Source organism: Thermomonas sp., from assembly GCF_041919455.1.
Taxonomy (GTDB): Bacteria; Pseudomonadota; Gammaproteobacteria; order Xanthomonadales; family Xanthomonadaceae; genus Thermomonas.
Genome location: NZ_JAYRTQ010000001.1, coordinates 229,960 through 253,030 on the forward strand (window position 1 = coordinate 229,960; position 23,071 = coordinate 253,030).

The 23,071-nt window shown below is 67.5% G+C and carries 24 protein-coding genes; 15 read left to right on the forward strand and 9 right to left on the reverse strand.

Features of this window, described 5'->3' with window-relative positions; translation table 11 throughout:
• The first annotated feature begins 76 nt into the window (after nucleotides 1-76).
• Nucleotides 77-991, forward strand: coding sequence for a hydroxymethylbilane synthase (gene hemC, locus ACE3T8_RS00985; RefSeq protein ID WP_374606058.1), 915 nt, complete (start codon nucleotides 77-79; stop codon nucleotides 989-991).
• A gap of 216 nt (nucleotides 992-1,207) precedes the next feature.
• Here the strand turns inward: hemC and ACE3T8_RS00990 are convergent, their stop codons facing one another.
• The 7 genes from ACE3T8_RS00990 to ACE3T8_RS01020 form a co-directional block, all read right to left on the reverse strand.
• Nucleotides 1,208-1,843, reverse strand: coding sequence for a DUF481 domain-containing protein (locus ACE3T8_RS00990; protein WP_374606060.1), 636 nt, complete (start codon nucleotides 1,841-1,843; stop codon nucleotides 1,208-1,210).
• Between the two features lie 46 nt (nucleotides 1,844-1,889).
• Entirely contained in the window at nucleotides 1,890-2,831 is a 942-nt protein-coding gene (locus ACE3T8_RS00995) for a dimethyl sulfoxide reductase anchor subunit family protein (protein ID WP_374606062.1), read from the reverse strand.
• 139 nt (nucleotides 2,832-2,970) lie between these two features.
• Entirely contained in the window at nucleotides 2,971-3,315 is a 345-nt protein-coding gene (locus tag ACE3T8_RS01000) for a YbjQ family protein (protein WP_374606064.1), read from the reverse strand.
• A gap of 24 nt (nucleotides 3,316-3,339) precedes the next feature.
• Nucleotides 3,340-4,083, reverse strand: coding sequence for a 4Fe-4S dicluster domain-containing protein (locus ACE3T8_RS01005; RefSeq protein WP_374606065.1), 744 nt, complete (start codon nucleotides 4,081-4,083; stop codon nucleotides 3,340-3,342).
• Nucleotides 4,080-4,715, reverse strand: a complete 636-nt coding sequence (locus ACE3T8_RS01010; RefSeq protein ID WP_374606066.1) for a 2-hydroxychromene-2-carboxylate isomerase — start codon at nucleotides 4,713-4,715, stop codon at nucleotides 4,080-4,082. Before ACE3T8_RS01010 ends, ACE3T8_RS01005 begins: the two co-directional genes overlap by 4 nt.
• Nucleotides 4,712-7,567, reverse strand: a complete 2,856-nt coding sequence (locus ACE3T8_RS01015) for a molybdopterin oxidoreductase family protein (RefSeq protein ID WP_374606067.1) — start codon at nucleotides 7,565-7,567, stop codon at nucleotides 4,712-4,714. Before ACE3T8_RS01015 ends, ACE3T8_RS01010 begins: the two co-directional genes overlap by 4 nt.
• Before the next feature lie 39 nt (nucleotides 7,568-7,606).
• Nucleotides 7,607-8,365 (reverse strand): hypothetical protein, encoded by a 759-nt coding sequence (locus tag ACE3T8_RS01020; protein WP_374606069.1) that lies wholly within the window; start codon nucleotides 8,363-8,365, stop codon nucleotides 7,607-7,609.
• Nucleotides 8,366-8,438: 73 nt separating this feature from the next.
• Between ACE3T8_RS01020 and ACE3T8_RS01025 the strand changes: the two genes are divergently transcribed.
• From ACE3T8_RS01025 to xerC, 11 genes are all read left to right on the forward strand, one after another.
• The gene (locus ACE3T8_RS01025; RefSeq protein WP_374606072.1) at nucleotides 8,439-9,410 is read left to right on the forward strand and encodes a helix-turn-helix transcriptional regulator; all 972 of its coding nucleotides are present in this window, start codon (nucleotides 8,439-8,441) and stop codon (nucleotides 9,408-9,410) included.
• 8 nt (nucleotides 9,411-9,418) lie between these two features.
• Nucleotides 9,419-10,324, forward strand: coding sequence for a patatin-like phospholipase family protein (locus ACE3T8_RS01030; protein WP_374606073.1), 906 nt, complete (start codon nucleotides 9,419-9,421; stop codon nucleotides 10,322-10,324).
• Nucleotides 10,325-10,425: 101 nt separating this feature from the next.
• The gene (locus ACE3T8_RS01035) at nucleotides 10,426-10,980 is read left to right on the forward strand and encodes a hypothetical protein (RefSeq protein ID WP_374606075.1); all 555 of its coding nucleotides are present in this window, start codon (nucleotides 10,426-10,428) and stop codon (nucleotides 10,978-10,980) included.
• A gap of 165 nt (nucleotides 10,981-11,145) precedes the next feature.
• Nucleotides 11,146-11,418 (forward strand): hypothetical protein, encoded by a 273-nt coding sequence (locus ACE3T8_RS01040; RefSeq protein ID WP_374606077.1) that lies wholly within the window; start codon nucleotides 11,146-11,148, stop codon nucleotides 11,416-11,418.
• Nucleotides 11,419-11,488: 70 nt separating this feature from the next.
• Nucleotides 11,489-13,582 (forward strand): prolyl oligopeptidase family protein, encoded by a 2,094-nt coding sequence (locus ACE3T8_RS01045; protein WP_374606079.1) that lies wholly within the window; start codon nucleotides 11,489-11,491, stop codon nucleotides 13,580-13,582.
• A gap of 8 nt (nucleotides 13,583-13,590) precedes the next feature.
• On the forward strand, nucleotides 13,591-15,750 hold the full coding sequence (locus tag ACE3T8_RS01050; RefSeq protein ID WP_374606081.1) for a S9 family peptidase: 2,160 nt from the start codon (nucleotides 13,591-13,593) through the stop codon (nucleotides 15,748-15,750).
• A gap of 110 nt (nucleotides 15,751-15,860) precedes the next feature.
• Nucleotides 15,861-16,223, forward strand: a complete 363-nt coding sequence (locus tag ACE3T8_RS01055) for a YbaN family protein (protein WP_374606083.1) — start codon at nucleotides 15,861-15,863, stop codon at nucleotides 16,221-16,223.
• A 25-nt stretch (nucleotides 16,224-16,248) separates the two neighbouring features.
• Nucleotides 16,249-16,425 (forward strand): lipoprotein, encoded by a 177-nt coding sequence (locus ACE3T8_RS01060; protein WP_374606085.1) that lies wholly within the window; start codon nucleotides 16,249-16,251, stop codon nucleotides 16,423-16,425.
• A 7-nt stretch (nucleotides 16,426-16,432) separates the two neighbouring features.
• The gene (gene dapF, locus ACE3T8_RS01065; protein WP_374606087.1) at nucleotides 16,433-17,299 is read left to right on the forward strand and encodes a diaminopimelate epimerase; all 867 of its coding nucleotides are present in this window, start codon (nucleotides 16,433-16,435) and stop codon (nucleotides 17,297-17,299) included.
• 2 nt (nucleotides 17,300-17,301) lie between these two features.
• Nucleotides 17,302-17,982, forward strand: coding sequence for a DUF484 family protein (locus ACE3T8_RS01070; protein WP_374606129.1), 681 nt, complete (start codon nucleotides 17,302-17,304; stop codon nucleotides 17,980-17,982).
• 1 nt (nucleotide 17,983) lies between these two features.
• Nucleotides 17,984-18,874, forward strand: a complete 891-nt coding sequence (xerC, locus tag ACE3T8_RS01075) for a tyrosine recombinase XerC (RefSeq protein WP_374606088.1) — start codon at nucleotides 17,984-17,986, stop codon at nucleotides 18,872-18,874.
• Nucleotides 18,875-19,055: 181 nt separating this feature from the next.
• Here the strand turns inward: xerC and ACE3T8_RS01080 are convergent, their stop codons facing one another.
• Together ACE3T8_RS01080 and ACE3T8_RS01085 are read right to left on the reverse strand one after the other, a co-directional pair.
• Nucleotides 19,056-19,838, reverse strand: a complete 783-nt coding sequence (locus tag ACE3T8_RS01080) for a glycosyltransferase (protein ID WP_374606089.1) — start codon at nucleotides 19,836-19,838, stop codon at nucleotides 19,056-19,058.
• Nucleotides 19,835-20,623 (reverse strand): glycosyltransferase, encoded by a 789-nt coding sequence (locus ACE3T8_RS01085; protein ID WP_374606091.1) that lies wholly within the window; start codon nucleotides 20,621-20,623, stop codon nucleotides 19,835-19,837. The genes ACE3T8_RS01080 and ACE3T8_RS01085 overlap by 4 nt, the downstream gene beginning before the upstream one ends.
• Before the next feature lie 74 nt (nucleotides 20,624-20,697).
• Here ACE3T8_RS01085 and hslV point away from each other — a divergent pair, with 74 nt between their 5' ends.
• The 3 genes from hslV (at nucleotide 20,698) to ACE3T8_RS01100 (ending at nucleotide 23,029) form a co-directional block, all read left to right on the forward strand.
• Complete coding sequence (gene hslV, locus ACE3T8_RS01090; protein ID WP_374606092.1) at nucleotides 20,698-21,249, forward strand: ATP-dependent protease subunit HslV; 552 nt, start codon at nucleotides 20,698-20,700, stop codon at nucleotides 21,247-21,249.
• Nucleotides 21,250-21,373: 124 nt separating this feature from the next.
• Nucleotides 21,374-22,759, forward strand: a complete 1,386-nt coding sequence (gene hslU, locus ACE3T8_RS01095; protein WP_374606093.1) for an ATP-dependent protease ATPase subunit HslU — start codon at nucleotides 21,374-21,376, stop codon at nucleotides 22,757-22,759.
• 69 nt (nucleotides 22,760-22,828) lie between these two features.
• Complete coding sequence (locus tag ACE3T8_RS01100) at nucleotides 22,829-23,029, forward strand: YlcI/YnfO family protein (protein ID WP_374606095.1); 201 nt, start codon at nucleotides 22,829-22,831, stop codon at nucleotides 23,027-23,029.
• Nucleotides 23,030-23,071: the final 42 nt, after the last annotated feature.

Genomic DNA, 23,071 nt, shown 5'->3' on the forward strand with positions numbered 1-23,071 from the left:
CCGGCAAGAGCAGGGCAACCACAGGGGGTTGCCCCAACAGCCACGATCCGGCGAGACAACCAGCGATAATGCGCGCATGACCACGCTGCGCATCGCTACCCGCAAGAGCCCGCTTGCCCTCTGGCAGACGGAACACGTCGCCGACCGATTGCGCGCGGTGCATCCCGGCCTGGTCGTCGAACTGGTGCCCATGAGCACGCGCGGCGATGAAGTCCTGGATCGTTCGCTGGCGGCGATCGGCGGCAAGGGCCTGTTCCTCAAGGAACTGGAATTGGCGATGCAGCGCGGCGACGCGGATTGCGCGGTGCACTCGCTGAAGGACGTGCCGATGGAACTGGAGCCGGGCTTCGCGTTGCCGGCGATCCTGGCCCGCGCCGACCATGCCGATGCCTTCGTCAGCAACGGTTTCGATGACATCGAATCGCTGCCGCAGGGCGCGCGCGTCGGCACGTCGTCGCGGCGTCGGCAGGCGCAGTTGCGCGCGTTGCGGCCCGACCTGCAGTTGCTGGACCTGCGCGGCAACGTCAACACGCGGCTGGCGAAACTCGATGGCGGGGACTACGACGCCATCGTGCTGGCCTGCGCCGGCTTGCAGCGCCTCGGGTTCGACAGCCGCATCCACGCGCGACTGGACGCACCGCAGTGGTTGCCCGCACCCGCGCAGGGCGCCATCGCGATCGAATGCCGCGATGACGACGCGGCGATCTTCGCGTTGTGCGCGGCGCTGGACGATGCCGACACGCGGACCTGCGTCAGCGCGGAGCGGGCGATGAATCGCGCGCTGCATGGCAGTTGCCATGTACCGGTGGCCGCCTACGCACGGCTCGATGGCGATACGCTCTCGCTTGCCGGACTGGTCGGTTCCGCGGTCGATGGCCGACGCGTGCGTGCCGAATCGCAAGGTCATCGCGATGCGGCGGACGCGCTCGGCATCCACGTGGCGGGTTTGCTGCTGGAACAGGGCGCGCGCGCGTTGATCGACGCGGGTTGATGTTCCGCATCTCCGAACCGTCGCGAGCGATGGCAGATTGTTCGTGGTGGGCAAGGACGAGCGGCTTGCAAACCATCGGTTTGCGCTCGACCGAGCGTCCGAGGGCTACGCACGAGGGCCGGACGACAGGAAGCGCAGAGCACGTTGAGTGCATGAGCATTCCGAGCACCGCACGCGGGCAATCTGCCGAGCGCAGCAGGATCGGAGTTGTGGAACTCAGAACGCGTAGCGAAGGTTCAGGGTCGCGTCGGTCTGGTTGCGACCGGTCACGTCGCTGTCGCGGCGGAATTCCACGCCGGAACTCAGGGTCAGCGCCGGCTGCAACTGCAGGTTGAACAGCAGGCTGTTGCGCAGGTAGGTGCCGTGCTGGCCGGTCTCGACGCGGGTGGTCTGCGACAGCCGCGCGCGTTCGCCCAGCGCCTGCCGCCATTCCAGTTGCCCGCGCAGCACCGGGCCGGTGCCGGCGGTGCCGTCGTCGGCATAGGCCTGCAGGCGATACGCGGTGTCCACCGAGAACGCCACGCTGGCGTCGTCGGTACTCAACGCATTCATGCCGACCTGCATGCCCACACGGTCGTTGCTGCCCTGCGGTTTCATCCAGTCGCGGCGCTTGCGGTCGGCGATGTGCAGCACGCTGCCGGTACCGGGCAGGTCCCCGGCATCGAGGCGGCGCTGGCCCGCGGGGATCTCCGGCAGGCCGCTCAGCTGCCATTCGCCATGCAGGCAAGCTGCTGCCAGGCATTGCGGCGGCGCGAGCAGGCGCTGTGCGACGACCGGTTCAAGGATCGGTGCGGGCACATGGTCGAGGGTGATCGGCGGCGCGGTGAACGCCAGCCACAGCAGCGGCAGCATGGGCCAGTCGACGCGGGTGGGGTGGCCGCGATTCTACCGCGCAGGGTCAGTAGTACAACGTGACCAGGTGCCGGGCCTGGGCGAAGAACAGCCAGCGCTCGGCGAACGCGCCCAGCAATGCACTGCCGATGGCCAGCGGCAACGGCCATCCCGCGCCCGCGGTGGCGTACCACGCGAACAGGCACAGCAGCGGCAGGCCGGCGAACAGCAGCACCGACGCGATGCGCAGCAGGCTGGCATGGCGGCGTGCCACCGCGAAGGCCATCTCGCGGGTGATGTAGTTGGCTTCGGTGTGCGGGCGCTCGAACACCGAGGGCGTGCGCTGCGGCAGGCCGATCGCATCGCCGCGCGACTGCGGCAGCGGACTACGGTCGATGTCGCGCCAGTAGGCGAGTTTCAACGCCAACGCGGCCACCACGATGGCGACCAGCAGCCACGGTAGCCCCCGATCCATCCCGCCTGCATTCGGCCAGGTCGACAACAGCATCGGCAACCCGCCGGTCAGCAGCGCGAACAGCAGGTAGCCGGGCAGCACCAGCCGATGCCGCCACGCCGGGATCGGCTTCAGCGAGGCATAGATCATCGCGGTGCAGGCGATCGTGGCCAGGCTGAGCAGTACCAATGCGCCCGCCACCACCCGCACGCCGAGGTCGATGCGGCCCGGACCCGTTCCATCAGACAGCAGGAGCAGCAAGGCACCCGCGGGGATAAACGTGGCGACCGCCAGCACGCCCTCGCGCGACAGCCACGAGGTGCGCCATTGCGAGAACGCGCGCCACGCACGCAGCGGCTTGCCGAGGTGCCAGAACGAGGCCAGCAGGCCCACCGCCACCGCGACGCCGGCATGGGCCAGCAGCAGGATCCAGCCCAGCGCCTGGAAATCCCGCGGTGGCTCGCCCAGCGCGATGCGCAGGCCGAGCCATGCCCACAGGCCCAGGCCGGCGCCGGACAGGGTGGTGAAAATCAGGACGGAAAACGCGGGGTTCATGCGATGCGCGCGTGCGCGGCATTGCCGCGCGCATCGCATGGACGGGCAGGCACGACGCCTGCCCCGGGGGCTCCGGAGGCGAGCGTGTTGCGCCATGGATGGCTGCGTGCAGGCAACATCGAACGGCGCGGAACAACCATCACTCGATCACCACCGCCGTGCCCGATGCCGACACCATCAGCATCGCGCCGCCGTCCTGGACCTGCACGGTCTCGTAGTCCAGGTCCACGCCGACGATCGCATTGGCGCCGCGCTCGCGGGCGGACTCGATCATGTCCTCCAGCGCCTGGGTCTTGGCCCCGCGCAGCACTTTTTCGTAGCTGCCGGCGCGGCCGCCGACCAGGTCGCGCAGGCCGGCGAACATGTCGCGGAACATGTTGGCGCCGAGGATGGCGTCGCCGCCGACCAAACCCTTGTACTCGACGATGCGGCGGCCTTCGACGCCGGGCGTGGTGGTGACGAGGAGCGGGGTGTCCTTGGCCATGTGGCGTGTCCTTGTGTGGATAGGTCAGCGTTTGAGGATGCGGTTCAACCAGCGCGATGCGAGGTTGCCGGTGTCGTTCGATGCGGGCGCATCGTCCGCGTCATCGCCGCCGGTGCGGCGCGGACGCGGCGGCAGGTAGCGATTGACCGGCTTGTAATCCAGTTCCGGCATCAATGCCACGCCGCCACGATCGGCGACCAGCAGCGACACCTTCGAAGTCGGATCGCCGAGGTCGCCGAAATGCCGCGCCTTGGTCGGGCAGGCCTGCACGCAGGCTGGCTGGCGGTCGGCTTCGTCGAGCTTGTCGTTGTAGATGCGGTCCACGCACAGCGTGCATTTCTTCATCACGCCTTCGACCTGCGAATACTCGCGCGCGCCGTACGGGCAGGCCCAGCTGCACAGCTTGCAGCCGATGCACTTGTCTTCGTCGACCAGCACGATGCCGTCCTCCGCGCGCTTGTAGCTGGCGCCGGTCGGGCAGACGGTCACGCAGGCCGGTGTTTCGCAGTGCAGGCAGGAGCGGGGGAAATGCAGGGTCTGCGCCGGCTGCTGCGTCGCTTCGTCGGGCGCCAGCTCGTAACTGTGCACGCGGTTGAACCACACGCCCTGCGGATCCTTGGCGAACGGTCGCTCGTCGGTCAGCGGTCCGGCGATGCCGCCCGCGTTCCATTCCTTGCAACTGGTCGCGCAGGCATGGCACCCCACGCAGGTGTCCAGGTCGATGACCAGCCCGAGCTTCTTCTTCGACGGCAACGGCAATGCAGTCATTTGCGGATGCGCTGGATCGCTTCGGGAATGGCATCGACGCGGCGCATCTCGGCATCCAGCGTGGCTGCGTCGTTGGCATAGGCCAGTGCGAGCTCGGTGGCGTCGTTGCCCCAGAACAATTCGTCGCGCACCTTCAGCGTCGGCACGCCGAACACGCCAAGCCGCAGCGCCTCCTCGCCATTCGCCAGCAGTTCGCGCTTGACCTCGTCGCGGGCGATGGCCGTGGCAGGATCGTCGACGCCGAGTTCGCGCGCCACGTCGACCAGTGCGTCGATGCCGTCGGCGGGCTTGCCGTGTTCCCAGATATGCGCGAACACCGCATCGATCGCGGCCATGCGATCCGGCGCGGCCAGGATCAGGCGCAGTGCCGGCAGCGGGTTGAACGGATGGGCGGGCGGGAACACCAGCGGGATGCCGGCCTGGCGCGCCTGCCACAGCACGATGCGATAGGTATGGCGGCGCTTCTGCGGGATTTCGGCAGGCCCGAGCTGGCCGACATGGTTGAGGATCGCGGCGAACAGCACCGGCTTCGGGTTCAGTGCGACGCCTGCATGGTCGCGGCGCAACCGTCGCCACTGCAGGTAGGCGAACGGGGAGATGACGTCGAAGTACCAGTCCAGCGGTGCGGTCATTTCGAATTCCTCTTGCGGAAGCCAACGCCATAACGCAGCGGTGTTTCGTTCGCTTCGCTGAAGCCGAGCGGCTTGAATTGCGGTTGGCTCTCGTCGGCCTGCGCGCCCGCCTTGCGGATCGACACGCGCAGGTCGAACCAGGCCGCCTGGCCGGTGACCGGGTCGGCATTCGCGTAGTCGCCCTTCGGCGTCACGTCCGAAATCAGGTAATTGAGCAGGAAGCTCTTGGTGGCCTCCGGTGCGTCCTTCGCCAGCTTCCATGCGCCCTTGCGCTTGCCGATCGCGTTCCAGCTCCACACCGTGTCCGGCTGCACGTTGGCGGCAAATTTCGCCTGCACGGTGATCGTGCCATTGTGCGATGTCACCTCGACCCAGTCTTCGTCGGCGATGCCATGTCGTGCGCCGGTCTGCGGATGCAGGTACAGCCAGTTGCGCGTCGCGATCTGCCGCAGCCATGCGTTCTGGCTGCCCCATGCGTGGTACATGAACATCGGGCGCTGGGTGATCGCGTTCAGCGGGAAGGTGTCGCGCGAGGTCTGGTCGTGCTCGAACGGCTCGTACCAGATCGGCAGCGGATCGAAGTAGGTCGCCACGCGCTGGCGATGCTCCGGCGGTGGCTGATGCGGGCCGTGGCCCTGCGCCGCGAGCCGGAACTTCTGCAGGGTTTCCGAATACAGCTGCAGTACGATGGGCTCGGCGGTGGGCACGAAGCCGAATCGCTGCGCCCACTGCAGGTAATCGCGATTGGCCATCTTGTAATAGCGCGCGGATGCCGGCACCGGCGAATGCCAGAAACCGCCGTGCTCGATGTAGCGCTGCAATTGCCCGGGGTTCGGCGCGCCCTTGCCCTCTGCGCTGCCATCCGCACCGCGCCAGCCGGCCAGCAGGCCCACGCCGGGCGCGCGCTCGTGGCGGACGATGAAGTCGGCGTAGTCGCGATACCGCGGCGTGCCGTCCTCGTTCAACAAGCCGGGCAGGCCGATGCGTGCACCCAATTCGATCAGCACCGACTGGAAGCCGCGCACATCGCGCGGCTCACCGTCTTCGCCGAGTTGCGTGGCCGGATCGAACACGGGATGACGGATCGCATCGCTGGCCGCATCGGCATCGCTGATCGGACGATCCAGCAGCGAAATCGCGTCGAAGCGTTCCAGGTAGGTCGTGTCCGGCAACACAAGATCGGCATACGCGACCATCTCCGACGCATACGCATCGGAATAGATGATCCGCGGGATGCGATACTCGCCGGCCTCGTCCTTGTCGGTGAGCCAGCGCATGGTCTCGCCGGTGTTCATCGCCGAGTTCCAGCTCATGTTGGCCATGAACATCAGCAGCGTGTCGATCTTGTACGGATCGCCGGCCCAGGCATTGCGGATCACCGTGTGCATCATCCCGTGCGCCGCGAGCGGATACGCCCACGAATACGCATGGTCGATGCGCCGCGGCTGGCCGTGTGCGTCGACGACCAGGTCCTCCGGGCCGTGCACGAAACCGAGCGGCGCGGCATCGAGCAGGCCATCGGGCCGGCGCGTCTTGCCGGGGCGGTTCGCCGGCGGGATCGGCTTCGGGAACGGCGGCTGGTAACGGAACGAGCCGGGTGCATCGACCGCGCCCAGCAAGAGTTGCAGCAGGTGCAGCGCGCGGCAGGTGTGGAAGCCGTTGCTGTGCGCGCTGATGCCGCGCATCGCATGCATCGACACCGGCCGGCCCTGCATCGTGGCGTGTTCTCGGCCCCATGCATCGGTCCATGCGATCGGCAGCTCGAGCTTGCTGTCGAAGGCCGCCTCCGCGAGTTCGCGCGCGAGGCGGCGGATGGTCGATGCGGGGATGCCGCAGCGGTCGCTGACCGCATCCGGCGCGTACTGCGGGTCGAGGTAGCGATCGACGATCAGCTGGAACACCGGGTGCGCGTTGCGACCATCGGGCAGCGCGTAGCGGCCGACGACTGCAGGCGAGATGTCGATGGCGGTGGCATCGGTGCATGCATCCGCGTCCGTGTTCCAGCAGAGCGCATTCCCGTCCGCATCGCGCGCGAACATCCCGTCGTCGGCACCGCCGGGATTGTCGATCACCAGCCAGTGCGCATTCGCGTAGCGCACCAGATAGTCCAGGTCGATGCGGTCCATCCGCAGCAATTCGTGGATCAGCGCGAACGCGAACAGGCCGTCGGTGCCGGGACGGATGCCGATCCATTCGTCGGCGATCGCGCCGTAACCGCTGCGCACCGGGTTGACCGCGATGACCTTGGCGCCACGTTGCTTCAGCTTGCCCAGGCCGAGCTTGAGCGGATTGCTGTCGTGGTCTTCGGCCACGCCCCACAACATCAACAGCTGCGTGTGTTCCCAGTCGGGCTCGCCGAATTCCCAGAAGCTGCCGCCAACCGAATACAGCCCGCCCGCCGCCATGTTCACCGAGCAGAACCCGCCATGCGCGGCGTAGTTCACCGTGCCGAACTGCTGCGCCCACCAGCCGGTCAGCGCCTGCGACTGGTCGCGGCCGGTGAAGAACGCCAGTTCATCGGGATTGCGTTCGCGGATCGGCTTCAGCCACGACGTGGCGAGCTCGAGCGCCTCGTCCCATTCGATCTCGCGAAATTCGCCGGCCCCGCGTTCGCCCACGCGCAACAGTGGCTTGCGCAGCCGCGCCGGCGAGTAGTGCTGCATGATCCCGCTCGCGCCCTTGGCGCAGAGCACGCCCTGGTTCACCGGGTGGTCGCGGTTGCCCTGGATGTAGCGGATCTTGCCGTCCTGCAGCCACACCTTGATGCCGCAGCGGCAGGCGCACATGTAGCACGTCGTGCGTTTCACCTCGTCGCCGGGTGAGGGCGACAGGTTGAGGACGGGTTCGGCCATGGCGCGCATTGTGCCGCGCGCACTGGCCGAAGCGAAGGATTACTTGGGCGCGTCGATCTTGATCTCGTCGCTGTCGAAGTGGGAATAGCGGATCGCGGTGGTGAGCAGCTTGCCGTCGACGAGGCCCTGGCTTTCCAGCTTGATCGGCAGGCCCTTCGGGCCGATCCAGACGTTCATGTTGGCGGCCACCGGCTTGGTCGCGTGCAGCTTGTACTCGGAGGCGGGCATGGCGAAGACGAAACGCCTGGGGCCCTTCTCTGCAGTGAAATCGCGCCCGGTCGCGAGCAAGCCGATGGGGTCGCGCCACTGCGCGAGGCTGTCGGCAGGCGCGGGACTCGTCCTGGTACCGCTCGCATCGGTGGTGTAGAGCGTGTTGCCGATCGCCACCTGGCTCGGGATGCCGGTGCCCGCCACGCGGTAACGATCGGGGGCCACGTAGTCGACCGTGGTGGTGGTCGGGCTGGACTGGCCGTCGCCGCGCATCATGGTCATGCGGTAGCGGCGCAGGGCCTTGAACTTGTCCATCGCCGCGATCACGTCGACCTTTGCGGCCGGGTCGGCGACCACCGGCCTGACCTCGGGCGGTGTGGGCGCATTCGCGGCGATCGGCGACGTCTTCGGTGCGGCGTTCGCGGCCGCGGCCGCGGCGATCGCGTCTTCGGATGCGGCTGTTGCTGCCGTGGGTTTGTCTTCGCCCTTGGACGTGGCGGGCGGCGCGGACTGCGTGCAGGCGGCCAGTGCGGCCAGCATGGCAACGGCCAGCAGGGGGCGGGACAGCGTGTGACGGGCGGGGGGCATGCAGGATCCTCTGGACGTGTGCGTATCGATGGCGTGGACCACCGTGGTCGGCGATCGGCGGCATAATCGTCGCATGGACCGTTACGAACGCATCATCGCCCTGCATCGCGTGTTGCAGGCGTCCCGTCGCCCGGTCACCGTGGCCCGCCTGCAGGACGAGCTCGGCTGCTCGCGCGCCACCGTGTATCGCGACCTCGCCTTCCTGCGCGATGGCCTGATGGCGCCGCTGGTCGGCGATGGCGAAGCCGGCTTTAGTTACGACAAGGCCGACGCCGACCGCTTCGAGTTGCCGGGCCTGTGGCTGAACTCGGAGGAATTGCACGCGCTGCTGGCTGCGCAACAACTGCTGTCGCGGAGCACGGGCGGCATGTTGTCGGCGGCGATGGCGCCGCTGCAGCAACGCGTCGAGAAACTGCTGGACGCGCATTCCGGCGGCAAGACCTGGCCGGTCGAGCGCGTGCGGGTGATCCCGCATCGCATCCGCCGGATGGACGAACCCGCGTTCCGCATCGTGGCGTCGAGCGTGCTGGAGCGCCGCAAGCTGGCGTTCGACTACCGCGCGCGCTCCACCGACGAGAAAACCCGGCGCAATGTCAGCCCGCAACGGCTGACCCACTACCGCGACAACTGGTACCTGGATGCGTGGGACGAAACCAAGCAGGAATTGCGCAGTTTCTCCATCGACCGCATCACCGGCGCGCGCTTCGCCGATGGCGTGGCCCGCGACGTGGCCGACGACGAACTCAACGCGCACCTGGCTGGCAGCTACGGCATTTTCTCCGGCGCGCCAAAGGGTTGGGCGACGATCCTGTTCAGCGCCAAGGCCGCGCGCTGGGTGGCCGACGAACACTGGCATTCGCAGCAGCAGGGCCGCTTCCTGGCCGATGGCCGCTACGAACTGAAGGTGCCGTATTCGGTGCCGCGCGAGCTGCTGATGGATGTGCTGCATTACGGCGCCGACGCCGAGATCGTGGAGCCGAAGGTGTTGCGCGAACAGGCGCGCGCGCACCTGCAGCTCGCGCTCGGCAACTACCAGTCCCCATGATGGGCGGCGTGCCGGTCAGCGCAGCCTCGCGCGACGAGCCGATCGCATTGGCGCTGGGTGCCGGCGGCGCGCGCGGCCTGGCACAGATCGGCGTGATCGAGGCGCTGCAGGCACGCGGCCTGCGCATCGTCGCGATCGCAGGGGCGTCCAGCGGCGCACTGGTCGGCAGCGCCTGCGCCGCAGGCAAGCTGGAGGAATTGCGCGACTGGCTGCTCGGTACCAGTCGTGGCTCGATGCTGCGCCTGCTCGATCCGGGCTTCGGCCGCCCCGCGTTGTTCACCGGCGACCGCCTGCTGGAAAAACTGCGCGAGGTGGTGGGCACGCCACGCATCGAGGACCTGCCGATCGATTTCACCGCGGTCGCGGTCGACCTGATCCGCCAGCGCGAAGTCTGGTTGCGCCGCGGCGACCTGTGGGATGCGGTGCGCGCCTCGTTCGCGATCCCGGGCATCTTCACCCCGTTCACCCTGGGCGGGCGCGAACTGGTCGATGGCGGCCTGCTGGCGCCGTTGCCGATCACCGCCACGCGCCTGTCGGGCGCACATCGCCTGGTCGCCGTGGACATGCACGGCTGGCCGCAGTCGCCGCCCGGGGAATTGGCAAGCGAAAACGAGGATGTCGAAGGCACGAGCGCGCCCGGCGTGATCGGCCGCTGGATCGGCAAGCATTTCGGCGGCGATGCCGACGGCGACGGCAAGCCCGACCACCATATCGGCCTGACCGAGACGATGTCGCGCGCGCTGGACACCATGCAGGCGCAGATCGCCCGCGTGCAGCTGGCGCTGGACCCGCCCGAACTGCTGATCCGCATCCCGCGCGATGCCTGCCAGTTCTACGAGTTCTGGCGCGGCGAGGAACTCATCGAGATCGGCCGCGCGCAGGCCGACAAGGCGCTGGACGGGGCGGGGTATTGAGCAGCGTCGCGGGCCGAGGGCGATCAGGTCGCGTCACCAGGGTGAGGCGCGCGCGGGCCAGTTCGACGCGCAACTGGGATGCTGCCGTCACCTGGCTTTTCGTGGCGCTGCTCCATGCCATTGCAGCATGGATCCTGGTTCGTCCGGTCGTCATCGACCGCGGTGATGGCGGGTTACCGCTGCAGGTCGTCTTCATCCAGCGATTGCATGCGCGCCCGCAGCCAGTGGCGAACAGGGACCAAGCGGTCGCCCCGGACTCGAGCGCCAAGCCAGCGACACACCGCGCGCGCCTGCAGGCCAGGGCCGAGCAAGCGGTGTCCTCGTCCAGCCCCGCATGGGTGGTCGGCGACGATGCATGGGATCGGGCGGGGAAGGGGCCTGCGGATGGCATCGTCTTCGCGCATCAACCATTGGCATCGTCATTCAACCCACGGCCCAGGCCGGCGCCCGGCCGGTTCCGCATGCGGCGGCAGCTGTCGCCCGAGGACGTGGTGCGCGGCGTTTCGCAGGTCCTTGGATTCTGGCCGCCGGGCTATACGGACGATCCTTGCGCCGGCCTCGACAAAGCCGTTGAGATGTTCACGCAGGGGCGCACGGCCCGTGAACAGGACTTGCTGGTCGACGCATTGCGCGAGCGGGAGAAGTATTGCAAATGAGGTCGCTGTGCCTGCATGCGACACACATGACGGTGCCGGCTCAACATGCTTTGCGGCCGTTGACGCGGCTCGGTCGCGCATCCTCCCGTCCCGGATCCAGCCTGCGTCGCAGTCCGTGAGAAGCACGCGTCGCAATCTGCGGGCCACACGACAGGAAGCGCCGCCATGACCCGCGAAGACCTCGATTCCGCCCTGCGCCAGGCCGTCATCCTCGGCACCCTCGCCGTGCTGCTGGTTCCCGCGGCGCGGGGCAGCAGCGACTGGCTGGGCTGGTTGCCGCTGTGGCTGGTCGGGATGCCGCTGGCAGCGTGGTGGAGCCTGCGCGGGTTCCCGCTGCCAGCAGTCGCCGTGCGCCTGCCGCGTCGTCGGCGCGTGCAGGCCACCCGGCGGTCGGTCCGCCGCGTCTCGCAGGCCACCGCACTGGCACGCCGGGCCTGAGCTTCCGGCACATTGGCGGTCGCAGGCCCTGTGCTAGCGTTCGGGGTTTCCCGCTGCGCCGGAGCCGCCCATGTCCCAACTGTCCAACGCCTGCCTGATCGCCGGCCTCGCCCTTGCCGGTGCGGCCTCCGCGCAGAATCCGCCTGCCGGCGACGATCCGCATGCCTGGCTCGAAGACGTGCAGGGTGCGAAGCAACTGGACTGGGTGAAGGCGCGCAATGCCAAGGCGGAAGCCGAGATCGCCAGCTCGGCCGACTTCAAGTCGCTGGAAGCCGAGATCCTGGCCATCCTCGACTCCGACGCCAAGATCCCCGGCGTGCAGAAGATCGGCGCGTACTACTACAACTTCTGGAAGGACAAGCAGCACGAGCGCGGCCTGTGGCGCCGCACCACCCTGGCCGAATACCGCAAGGCCAATCCGGAGTGGGAGACCGTGCTCGACCTCGATGCGCTGAACAAGGCCGAGGGCACCAAGTGGGTCTGGCATGGCGCCGACTGCCTGCGTCCCGCCTACGAGCGCTGCCTGGTCGCGCTGTCGCCCGGCGGTTCCGATGCCGACGTCACCCGCGAGTTCGACCTGACCACCAAGCAGTTCGTGAAGGACGGGTTCTTCCGCGCGGAGGCCAAGGGCGGCCTGTCTTGGATCGACCGCGACACCGTGTACGTCTACACCGACTTCGGCAAGGGCACGCTGACCAGTTCGGGTTACCCGAACATCGTCAAGGAGTGGAAGCGCGGCACGCCGATGTCCGCGGCGAAGACCGTGTACGAGGGCAAGCCGGGCGACATGTACATCGCCGCCGGCCACGACCACACGCCGGGCTACGAGCGCGACTTCGTCAACCGCACGCTGGCGTTCTACAACGATGAGCTGTACCTGCGGAATGCGGATGGCAGCCTGGCCAAGGTCGATGCGCCGAATTCCGCGCAGAAGGGCGTGCACAAGGACTGGCTGGTGCTGGAACTGCGCGAGCCGTACGAAGCCGGCGGCAAGACGTACAAGCCCGGTGCCCTGATCGCCGCGAATTTCAATGCGTTCATGGCCGGCAAGCGCGAGTTCACCGCGCTGTTCGAGCCGACCGACAAGTCCTCGCTGGCCGGCTACACCTGGACCAAGGACCACCTGGTCCTCAACGTGATGGAAGACGTCAAGAACCGCCTGTTCGTGCTGACGCCTGGCAAGGGTGCCTGGGCGAAGGCGGATTTCGTCGGTGCGCCGACCATCGGCACCATCGGCGTGGGCGCGGTGGACGATGAAGACAGCAATGCAGTGTGGCTGACCGCCACCGACTTCCTGACCCCGACCACCCTGTCGATCGCCGACCTCGGCAAGCAGCCGGAAGTGCTGAAGTCCAACCCGGTGTTCTTCGATGGATCGAGGAGCGTGATCGAGCAGCACTTCGCCGCCTCGAAGGACGGCACCAAGGTGCCGTACTTCCTGGTGCGGCCGAAGGCGCTCAAGTTCGACGGCAAGGCGCCGACCCTGCTGTACGGCTACGGCGGCTTCGAGGTGTCGATGACCCCCGGCTACTCGGGCAGCATCGGCAAGGCCTGGCTGGAGAAGGGCGGCGTGTATGCGCTGGCCAACATCCGCGGCGGCGGCGAATACGGCCCGCGCTGGCACCAGGCCGCGCTCAAGGCCAACCGCCACAAGGCGTACGAGGATTTCGCGGCGATCGCCGACGACCTGGTCGCGCGCAAGATCACCGCGCCGCAGCACCTGGGCACCATGGGCGGCAGCAATGGCGGCCTGCTGATGGGCAACATGCTCACCCAGTACCCGGAGAAGTTCGGCGCGATCGTGGTGCAGGTGCCGCTGCTCGACATGAAGCGCTACAGCCACCTGCTCGCTGGTGCGTCGTGGATGGCCGAATACGGCGATCCGGACACCGCGGACTGGTCGTTCATCCAGGGTTTCTCGCCGTACCACCTGTTCGATGCGAAGAAGGACTATCCGGCGACGCTGTTCACCACGTCGACCAAGGACGACCGCGTCCATCCGGCGCACGCGCGCAAGATGATGGCGCTGATGGAAGCGGCCGGGAAAGACGTGCGCTACTACGAGAACATCGAGGGCGGCCACGGTGGCGCGGCGAACAACGCACAGTCCGCGCACATGAACGCACTGGCCTATACCTTCCTCTGGCAGCAACTCAGCAAGTGACCGCCGACATGAAATCGCACGCCCTCTTCCTCGCACTCGCCTTCGCCATGACCGCACACGCTTCCGACATCCCCAGCCCGCCCGACGCGGCGAAGAAACCGCACGTGGTCAAGGCCCCATTCGGTGCCGAGCGCCAGGACGAGTACTACTGGCTGCGCGACGACAAGCGCCAGGACAAGGCGATGCTCGGCTACCTCGATGCCGAGAACGCCTATGCCGATGCGGTGTTGGCGCCGCTCAAGCCGGTGCAGGGCAAGCTGTATGACGAAATCGTCGCGCGGATCAAGCAGGACGATGCCAGCGTGCCGTTCCGCGAGCGCGGCTGGTGGTACTACAGCCGCTTCGAGGCCGGCAAGGACTATCCGATCCACGCGCGCCGCAAGGACGCCGCCGGCATCGACGCGAAGGCGATCCTCAAGGCCAACGAGGCTGCCGACTTCGCCGGCGAAGAGGTGCTGCTGGACGTCAACGCGATGGCGACCGGCAAGGACTACTACGCGGTCAGCGGCCGCACGGTGAGCCAGGACAATCGCTGGCTGGTCTACGGCGACGACACCAACGGTCGCCGCCAGTACACCCTGCGGATCAAGGACCTGCAGACCGGCAAGGTGCTGGACGATGCCATTCCCGGCACCGCCGGCTACGGCGTGTGGGCCGACGACAACAAGACCTTCTTCTACATCGAGAACGACCCGGAAACCCTGCTCAGCACGAAGGTGAAGAAGCACGTCGTCGGCACCGATCCGAACAACGACGTGCTGGTCTACGAAGAGAAAGACGATACCTACTACATGGGCATCGGCCGCACCCGCGACGATGCGTACATCGTCATCGTGCTGGACAGCACCGTGTCCAATGAAACCCGCTACGCACCCGCCACCAATCCGGATGCCTTCAGGGTGCTGGCGCCGCGCGCGCGCGATGTCGAATACGACGCCGACCACCACGGCGGTCGCTGGGTGATCCGCACCAACGACGGCGGCGCGAAGAACTTCAAGGTCGTCACCGCCGCCGACGGCAGCAGCTCGCGCAAGGACTGGAAGGACTGGATCGCGCACGACCCGCAGGTGTTCCTGGAAGGCATCGAATTGTTCGACGGGTTCGCTGCCGTGGCCGAGCGTTCCGGTGGCCTGGAGCGCGTGCGCGTGCTCAAGGACGGCGGTGCGTCCGAGTACGTGAAGGCCGACGAAAGCGCCTACTCGATGGGCCTGGACGTCAACGCCGAAACCGACACCGACTGGCTGCGCTACAGCTACACCTCGCTGGCGATGCCGGCGACCACCTACGAGCTCAACGTGAAGACCGGCGAGCGCCGCGAGCTCAAGCGCCAGCCGGTGCCGGGCTACGATCCGGCGAACTACGTCACCGAACGCCTGTGGGCGACTGCGCGTGACGGCGTCAAGGTGCCGGTGTCGATCGTCTACAGGAAGGGCTTCGCGAAGGACGGCAAGGGCGCGCTGCTGCAGTACGGCTACGGCAGCTACGGCGCGTCGATGGATCCGGGCTTCAGCGTCACCACGGTCAGCCTGCTGGATCGCGGCATGGCCTATGCCATCGCCCACATCCGCGGCGGCCAGGAAATGGGCCGCGCCTGGTACGAGGACGGCAAGCTGCTGCACAAGAAGAACACCTTCACCGACTTCATCGACGTCACCGATTTCCTGGTGAAGGAAGGCTATGCCGCGCCGGACCGCGTGGCCGCGCTGGGTGGCAGCGCCGGCGGCCTGCTGATGGGTGCGATCGCCAACATGGCGCCGGAGAAGTACGAAGTCATCCTCTCGCAGGTGCCGTTCGTGGACGTGGTGACGACGATGCTGGACGCCAGCATCCCGCTGACCACCAACGAGTACGACGAGTGGGGCAATCCGGAGCAGAAGACGTACTACGACTACATGCTCACCTACTCGCCGTACGACAACCTGAAAGCGCAGGCCTACCCGGCCACCTTCGTCGGCACCGGCCTGTGGGATTCGCAGGTGCAGTACTGGGAACCGGCGAAATACGTGGCGCGCCTGCGCGACCTCAACACGTCGAGTGAACCGGTGGTGTTCCGTACCAACATGGAAGCCGGCCACGGCGGCAAGTCGGGTCGTTTCCGTCGTTATCGCGAACAGGCGGAGATGTATTCCTTCATGCTCGACCAGTTGGGTGTCGACGCCGGCAAGTGATGTTCTCCCTCCCCTTCCTGAAGGGGAGGGTCGGGGTGGGGTAGGCATGCGAGAAGAAGCCCAAACCCCTCCCAGCCTCCCCCTGCCTTCGCAGGGGAGGAGATAAGCTCATGACCCGCTGGCTGTGGTGGTTGCTGGCCTACGCCAGCCTCGGGATCGGCATCGTCGGCATCGTGGTGCCGGGCCTGCCCACCGTGCCGTTCGTGCTGCTGGCCGCGTTCGCCGCCGCGCGCGGTTCGCAACGCCTGCATGCGTGGCTGCTCGCGCACCGGCAGTTCGGCCCGATGATCCGCGACTGGGAACGCGAAGGTGCGGTCAGCCGGCGCGCCAAGCGCCTGGCCATCGGCATGATGGCGCTGTGCGCAGTGGTCATGTTCCTGACCGCGCCGAAATGGTGGATGGCGGCCAGCGGCACCGCGTTCATGGCCATGGTTGCGACATGGCTGTGGCGGCGTCCCGAGCCGCGACAGTGAGCAAGGCCGCGGGTACACTGCCGGCATGATCAAGCGCCTCGCATTCGCCATCTTCCTGCTCTGCATCCTCGGTGCCTGCGGCAACAAGGGCCCGCTGGTGATGCCGGATGCGCCTGCCGACCTGCCCGCTCCGCCGGCGGACACGCCCGCACCTGCAACGACTCCGGAAAGCGCCAGCGGAACGCCCGCCACGCGCCGCTGAGGCGTCGATGCCGCTGCACTTCACCAAGATGCATGGCGCCGGCAACGACTTCGTCGTGCTGGACCTGCGCGACGGCCAAGCGCCGCCGGATCCCGCCACCTGCGCGCGCATCGCCGATCGCCACATGGGCGTGGGCTGCGACCAGTTGCTGACCGTCGAGCCACCGCGTGAAGCCGGTTCGATCGCCTCCTACCGGATCTGGAATGCCGACGGCTCGCCGTCGGGGCAGTGTGGTAACGGCGCGCGCTGCATCGCCGCCTGGCTGGTGCGCGATGGCGCCGCGCCGGTGCAGGGCGAATTCACCATCGATAGTCCGTCGCGCACGCACCGGGTCGAGGCGAATGGCGATGGCGGCTTCACGATCGAGATGGGCGCACCACGGTTCGAGCCGAGCGAGATCCCCCTGTCCGGTTTCGCACAGGCGCAGGACGACTACGTGGTGCAAGTCGCCAATGGCGAGCGAATCGAACACCTTCGCTTCGGCGCGGTATCGATGGGCAACCCGCATGCGGTGATCGAGGTCGCCGATGTCGACACCGCCGACGTCGCCCGCATCGGCCCGGCCCTGCAGCGGCATGCGGCGTTCCCGGCATCGGCGAATGTCGGTTTCGCGCAGGTGCTGTCGCCCGGCCATATCCGCCTGCGCGTGTTCGAGCGCGGCGTCGGCGAGACCCTCGCCTGCGGCAGTGGTGCCTGCGCGGCGGTGGCGGTGCTGGCGGCGCGCGGCCGCGTCGATGGTGATCGCGACGTGTTGGTCGACCTGCCGGGCGGTCGCCTGCGCATCCGCCATGATCGCCGGGCAGGCACGATGTCCATGGGCGGCCCTGCCGCCTTCGTGTTCGAAGCAACGATGCAAGAGGGGAACGACGCGTGACGATGGGCCTGGACAACACCGAAAAACTCGGCGCGCATGAAGTGGCCGCCTGGCTGCGTCGCCACCCGACGTTCCTGCAGCAGTTCCCCGACCTGGCGCTGACCCTGGTGGTCCCGCGCGAGGACGGCCCGGCCGCATCGTTGGCCAGCTACCAGTTGGATGTGCTGCGCGACAAGAACCGCGAACTCTCGCGGCGCCTGCACGACCTGTTCGGCAATGCGCAGGAAAACGAGCGGCTGGCGGTACGCACGCACCAGCTGACCCTGGCGCTGATGAAGCAAGGCAACGCCGCCGACACCTTGCGTGCGATGGCCGCCTCGCTGGCGGAAGATTTCCAGGGCGACCTGGTGCGGATCGTGGCCTTCCATCCGGTCGACGGCGTGGGCGATGTCGACTGGTTGCAGGTCATCGCGCAGGACGATGCGCGGCTGGCCGGTTTCCGCGACATCCTCGGCAGCGGCGAACCGGTCTGCGGCCGCCTGCATCCGGACAAGAACGCGCTGCTGTACGGCCCGCGCGTGGACGAAGTGCAGAGCTCGGCGCTGCTGTCCTTGCCCGGTGTCGGCCTGGTCGCCGTGGGCAGCCGCGATCCCAACCGTTTCTTCCCCGGCATGGGCACCCTGTTCCTGCGCATGATGGGCGAAGCGCTGGCGGCGGGGCTGCAGCGGTTCCCGCGCGGATGACATGAACGCGACGGGTCCGGTCGAGGCCTTCCTCGCGCACCTGTCGGTCGAGCGGCAAGGTTCGGCACACACCCTCGATGCCTACCGTCGCGATCTCGCTGCGCTGCAGGCCTGGGCCGACGCCAACGGCCGCACCGTGCTCGACCTGCAGGGCGACGACCTGCGTGCGTTCATCGCGTCCGAGCATCGTCGCGGCCTGTCGCCGAAATCGCTGCAACGCCGGCTCTCCGCATGCCGCAGCCTGTATCGCTGGCTGCTGAAGAACGGCCAGGTCGTGGCCAGTCCGGCCGAGGCGATCCGTGCGCCGAAGGCGCCGCGCAAGTTGCCGCAGGTGCTCGACGTGGACGAGGCCGTGCAACTGGTCGAAGTCGCCACAGACGCGCCGCTGGGCCTGCGCGACCGCGCGTTGCTGGAACTGTTCTATTCGTCCGGGCTGCGCCTGGCGGAAACCTGCGCGCTGCGCTGGGCCGACCTCGACTTCGAACAGGGCCTGGTCAGCGTGCTCGGCAAGGGCAGCAAGCAGCGCATCGTGCCGGTCGGTTCGCATGCGCGGGCGGCGTTGCAGGCCTGGCGCGACGAATCCGGCGGCACCGATGCATCGCCGGTCTTTCCCGGTCGCGGCGGCAAGCCGATCACCCCGCGCGCGGTGCAACTGCGCCTGCGCCAGCTGGCGATGCGCCAGGGCGTGTTCAAGCGCGTGCATCCGCATCTGCTGCGCCACAGTTTCGCCAGCCACATGCTGGAGTCCTCCGGCGACCTGCGCGGCGTGCAGGAATTGCTGGGCCATGCCGACATCGCCACCACCCAGATCTACACGCACCTGGATTTCCAGCACCTGGCCAAGGTCTACGACGCCGCGCATCCGCGGGCGAAGCGGAAGTCGGGCGATTGATCCATCACCCCGGGTGCGCTTCGCTTGTCCGGGTTACGAGTGCTGCGAGCGACGACATCGCATTGATCCTGTAGCCCGGATAAGGCCGAAGGCCGCATCCGGGGCTCTATGTGTTGCGAGTCATCCCCGGGTGCGCTTCGCTTACCCGGGCTACGGTCGGCTACGAATGGGTACGGTTGGCTCAGCCCCAGTTCCCCACGCCACCAAACGCGCGCAGCGGCTGCAGGATGTGCCAGCTGTCGATGTGCAGGGCGACGTCGTACTGCGCGTCCAGGCCTCGCCGCTTCACCGCATCGACGAACGCGCCGTAGCGCGCCTCGATGCCCTCCGCCCAGCGCGCGATTTCCGGCGCCTGCGGATGGATACGTCGCTGGTACAGTGCCTGCGGCACATGCACGATGTCGGTGACTTCCGACAGCCGCAGGCACAGGTCGTAGTCGCTGGCGTCGGCATGCGCGCTGACGAAGCCGCCGGCATCGCGATACGCCTGCTTGCGAAAGATCCGAAGTGGCCCGGTCATGAAATCCAGCAGCAGCGCATCCGGCGAGTACGGCAATTCGCACAAGGGTCCGGGGCCGAGCGCGCGCCCGTTCGCATCGATCAGGACATGCCGGCTGTAGGCCATGCCGGCGTCCGGATTCGCGGCCAGCGCGTCGAGGAGGACCGCGAATGCCGCCGGCTCCAGCGTGTCGTCGCTATCAAGCACGCACAGGAATTCGGAAGCATCGGCATGCGCGCCGTGCGCGAGTGCGCTGGCTTCGGCCATGCCGACGGTGTCGGCGACCTGCATGCGCGCATCGCCATCGACGGCACGCATCGCGATGTCGCGTGCGTTCGCATCGAGCGGGCACAGCGTCGCCTGCCATCCGGTGAAGGTCTGCGCACGCAGGCTGGCGAGTGCGGCCGCGAGGAAGGGCGCATCGCCACGCACCGGTACCAGCACCTGCAAGGTCGACTTGCTCATGCGCCATCACCCTGTGGCGAGGATGCATCCTTCGGTCGCAGCACATGGCGTGCGCGCACGCCCAGCGCCAGTGCGTATTTCCCCTGCAGGCCGCGGCGCTGCAACGCGCGCTGGGCGGCGTCGAAACTCGCGCGCACCTGCCGCAGGCGGCTGGCGTGGGAAATCGATGCGTCGCGCATGCGGTAGCGGTACAGCGACTTCGGCAGATGGCCCACCTCGACGCGCTCCGACAGGCGCAGGCAGAGGTCGTAGTCCTCGCCATAGCGCGATGCCGGATCGAAACCGCCGCATGCGCGATAGGCGTCGGCGCGGATCAGGCGGAATTGGAAGGTCATGAACTCCACCAGCAGCTGGTGCGGCGAGTAAGGCGTGAGGAAACGCTTGCCGGGGCGGATGAGGCTGCCGCCTGCATCGATCTCCACGTACTGCGAATAGGCCATGCCCAATTGCGGGCGTGACTGCATGAACGTGAGCATCGAAGACAGCGCGTCCGGCTCCAGCGCATCGTCGCTGTCCAGGGTGCCGATGTGACTTCCGTGCGCCATCGCCAGAGAAGCCGCCAGCGCCGCGCTGGCGCCATGGTTGCGGCCTTCACCGAGCAGGTGGAAGCGCGGATCGCGGGCGGCGTAGGCGGCGGCAATCTGGCTGCTGCCGTCGGTCGAACCGTCATCCCACAACAGGGCTTCCCAGTGCGGGTAATCCTGCGCCAGCAGGCTGTCCAGCGCCGCCGGCAGGAAGCGGGCGGTGTTGAAGATCGGGACGGCGATGCTGATGAGGTCGGGCATGCCGCCAGTGTGCCCGAAGCCATGCTTGAAGCGCGCGGCCATGTCCCCACATCGGGATTTCACAGGAGATGCCGATGGACCCCAGCCAGAATCCCACCGTGTTCCATGCCACCACCATCGTCTCGGTCCGCCGCAACGGCCAGGTGGTGATCGCCGGCGACGGCCAGGTCACCCTGGGCCATACCGTGATGAAGGCCAACGCGCGCAAGGTGCGCCGGCTCGGCAAGGACGGCCGCGTGCTGGCCGGGTTCGCCGGCGCCGCCGCGGATGCGTTCACCCTGTTCGAATTGTTCGAAGCCAAGCTGGAAAAGCATGGCCAGTTGCAGCGCGCCGCGGTCGAAATGGCCAAGGATTGGCGCACCGAGCGTCGCTTCGGGAAGCTGGAAGCGTTGTTGGCGGTGGCCGATGCCGAGACCAGCCTGGTCATCAGCGGCACCGGTGATGTGATCGAGCCGGAAGACGGCTTGATCGCGATCGGTTCCGGCGGGATGTACGCGCTGTCCGCGGCGCGCGCGCTGCTGGCGCATACCGAACTCGATGCCAAGTCCATCGCCACCGAAGCGCTGAACATCGCCGGCGACATCTGCATCTACACCAACCGCAACATCGTGGTCGAGCAGCTTTGAATCCTGTGGGAGGGGCTTCAGCCCCGAGCTCTTGTTTCTCCCTGGTCTGGACAGAGCTCGGGGCTGAAGCCCCTCCCACAAGAGCCTGCTTCCACGAAATCCCGCTCCCTCAAGAGCCAAAAAAATGCACAAGATCGACAACACCTCCACCAACATGACCCCGCGCGAGATCGTCGCCGAGCTCGACCGCCACATCATCGGCCAGCACGCGGCCAAGCGCGCCGTCGCCATCGCTTTGCGTAACCGGTGGCGGCGCGCGCAGCTCCCGCCCGAGCTTCGCAACGAAGTGATGCCGAAGAACATCCTGATGATCGGGCCCACCGGTGTCGGCAAGACCGAGATCGCGCGCCGACTGGCCACGCTGGCCAATGCGCCGTTCGTGAAGGTCGAAGCCACGCGCTTCACCGAGGTCGGCTACGTCGGCAAGGACGTCGAGCAGATCATCCGCGACCTGGCCGATACCGCGGTCAAGCTGTATCGCGCGCAGGCCAAGACTCGCGTGCGTACCCAGGCCGAGGATCGCGCCGAAGACCGCATTCTGGATGCACTGCTGCCCAAGCGCGAGACCGCGCCGGCATTCGGCTTCAACCCCAATGCGACCACGACCGTCGACATCGGCGCGGAACCTTCATCGCTGGAATCCACGACACGACAGAAGCTGCGCAAGCAGTTGCGCGCCGGCGAGCTGGACGAGCGCGAGATCGAACTCGACATCGCGATGAACGTCGGCGTGGACATCATGGCGCCGCCGGGCATGGAGGAGATGGGCCAGCAGCTGCGCCAGGTGTTCGGCCAGATCGCCGGCGGCAAGACCCACAAGAAGACCATGGCGATCAAGGCCGCGCGGCCGATGCTGGTCGAGGAAGAAGCCGGCAAGCTGGTCAACGAGGACGAGATCCGCGAGGCCGCGATCGAGGCCTGCGAGCAGCACGGCATCGTCTTCATCGACGAGATCGACAAGGTCGCCAAGCGCAGTGAAGGCTATGGCGCCGATGTGTCCCGCGAAGGCGTGCAGCGCGACCTGCTGCCGCTGGTCGAGGGCAGCACCGTGAGCACCAAGTACGGCGCGGTGAGGACCGACCACATCCTGTTCATCGCCAGCGGCGCGTTCCACCTGGCCAAGCCCAGCGACCTGATCCCGGAAATGCAGGGCCGCTTCCCGATCCGGGTGGAACTTGGCGCGCTGGGCAAGGACGAATTCGTCCGCATCCTCACCGAGCCCAAGGCCTCGTTGACCAAGCAGTACGTCGAGCTGATGGGCACCGAAGGCCTGCAGCTTGAGTTCGCGAGCGATGCGGTGGACCGCCTCGCCGAGATCGCCGCGCACGTCAACGAACGCCAGGAAAACATCGGCGCCCGCCGCCTGCACACCGTGCTCGAACGCCTGCTGGAAACCCTCAGCTTCGACGCCCCCGACAAGGGCGGCAGCCTCGTCATCGACCGCGCCTACGTGGACGCCCACCTCGGCGAGCTGGCGCAGGATCCGGATTTGAGTCGGTACATCCTCTGAGTCCGCTGCGCTTGCCACGCGGGAGGCGCAGGCGCATCGTTCATGACAGAACGATGCACGGGAGATTGCATGAAGACCGCCAGATTCCCCTCGGTACGCGTTGACCCGGCCCTGCGGTTAGAGATCGAGTCATTGTTGAAGGAAGGCGAGACGCTGTCCGCCTTCGTTGCGGACTCCGTGCGCGATGAGGTTCGCAAGCGGCAGTTGCAGGATGAGTTCGTCAAGCGGGGCTTGGCCTGGCCGAAAGCATCCGCACCGAGCGGCGCTTAGTTGCGCCGGAGGCTCCCCAAGGAAAAGCCAAGGCGCCGACGC

Coding starts and splice junctions, on each gene's coding strand:
- hemC (WP_374606058.1), top strand. CDS start 77: ATGACCACGCTGCGCATCGCTACCCGCAAGAGCCCGCTTGCCCTCTGG.
- ACE3T8_RS00990 (WP_374606060.1), bottom strand. CDS start 1,843: ATGCTGCCGCTGCTGTGGCTGGCGTTCACCGCGCCGCCGATCACCCTC.
- ACE3T8_RS00995 (WP_374606062.1), bottom strand. CDS start 2,831: ATGAACCCCGCGTTTTCCGTCCTGATTTTCACCACCCTGTCCGGCGCC.
- ACE3T8_RS01000 (WP_374606064.1), bottom strand. CDS start 3,315: ATGGCCAAGGACACCCCGCTCCTCGTCACCACCACGCCCGGCGTCGAA.
- ACE3T8_RS01005 (WP_374606065.1), bottom strand. CDS start 4,083: ATGACTGCATTGCCGTTGCCGTCGAAGAAGAAGCTCGGGCTGGTCATC.
- ACE3T8_RS01010 (WP_374606066.1), bottom strand. CDS start 4,715: ATGACCGCACCGCTGGACTGGTACTTCGACGTCATCTCCCCGTTCGCC.
- ACE3T8_RS01015 (WP_374606067.1), bottom strand. CDS start 7,567: ATGGCCGAACCCGTCCTCAACCTGTCGCCCTCACCCGGCGACGAGGTG.
- ACE3T8_RS01020 (WP_374606069.1), bottom strand. CDS start 8,365: ATGCCCCCCGCCCGTCACACGCTGTCCCGCCCCCTGCTGGCCGTTGCC.
- ACE3T8_RS01025 (WP_374606072.1), top strand. CDS start 8,439: ATGGACCGTTACGAACGCATCATCGCCCTGCATCGCGTGTTGCAGGCG.
- ACE3T8_RS01040 (WP_374606077.1), top strand. CDS start 11,146: ATGACCCGCGAAGACCTCGATTCCGCCCTGCGCCAGGCCGTCATCCTC.
- ACE3T8_RS01045 (WP_374606079.1), top strand. CDS start 11,489: ATGTCCCAACTGTCCAACGCCTGCCTGATCGCCGGCCTCGCCCTTGCC.
- ACE3T8_RS01050 (WP_374606081.1), top strand. CDS start 13,591: ATGAAATCGCACGCCCTCTTCCTCGCACTCGCCTTCGCCATGACCGCA.
- ACE3T8_RS01055 (WP_374606083.1), top strand. CDS start 15,861: ATGACCCGCTGGCTGTGGTGGTTGCTGGCCTACGCCAGCCTCGGGATC.
- ACE3T8_RS01060 (WP_374606085.1), top strand. CDS start 16,249: ATGATCAAGCGCCTCGCATTCGCCATCTTCCTGCTCTGCATCCTCGGT.
- dapF (WP_374606087.1), top strand. CDS start 16,433: ATGCCGCTGCACTTCACCAAGATGCATGGCGCCGGCAACGACTTCGTC.
- ACE3T8_RS01070 (WP_374606129.1), top strand. CDS start 17,302: ATGGGCCTGGACAACACCGAAAAACTCGGCGCGCATGAAGTGGCCGCC.
- xerC (WP_374606088.1), top strand. CDS start 17,984: ATGAACGCGACGGGTCCGGTCGAGGCCTTCCTCGCGCACCTGTCGGTC.
- ACE3T8_RS01080 (WP_374606089.1), bottom strand. CDS start 19,838: ATGAGCAAGTCGACCTTGCAGGTGCTGGTACCGGTGCGTGGCGATGCG.
- ACE3T8_RS01085 (WP_374606091.1), bottom strand. CDS start 20,623: ATGCCCGACCTCATCAGCATCGCCGTCCCGATCTTCAACACCGCCCGC.
- hslV (WP_374606092.1), top strand. CDS start 20,698: ATGGACCCCAGCCAGAATCCCACCGTGTTCCATGCCACCACCATCGTC.
- hslU (WP_374606093.1), top strand. CDS start 21,374: ATGCACAAGATCGACAACACCTCCACCAACATGACCCCGCGCGAGATC.
- ACE3T8_RS01100 (WP_374606095.1), top strand. CDS start 22,829: ATGAAGACCGCCAGATTCCCCTCGGTACGCGTTGACCCGGCCCTGCGG.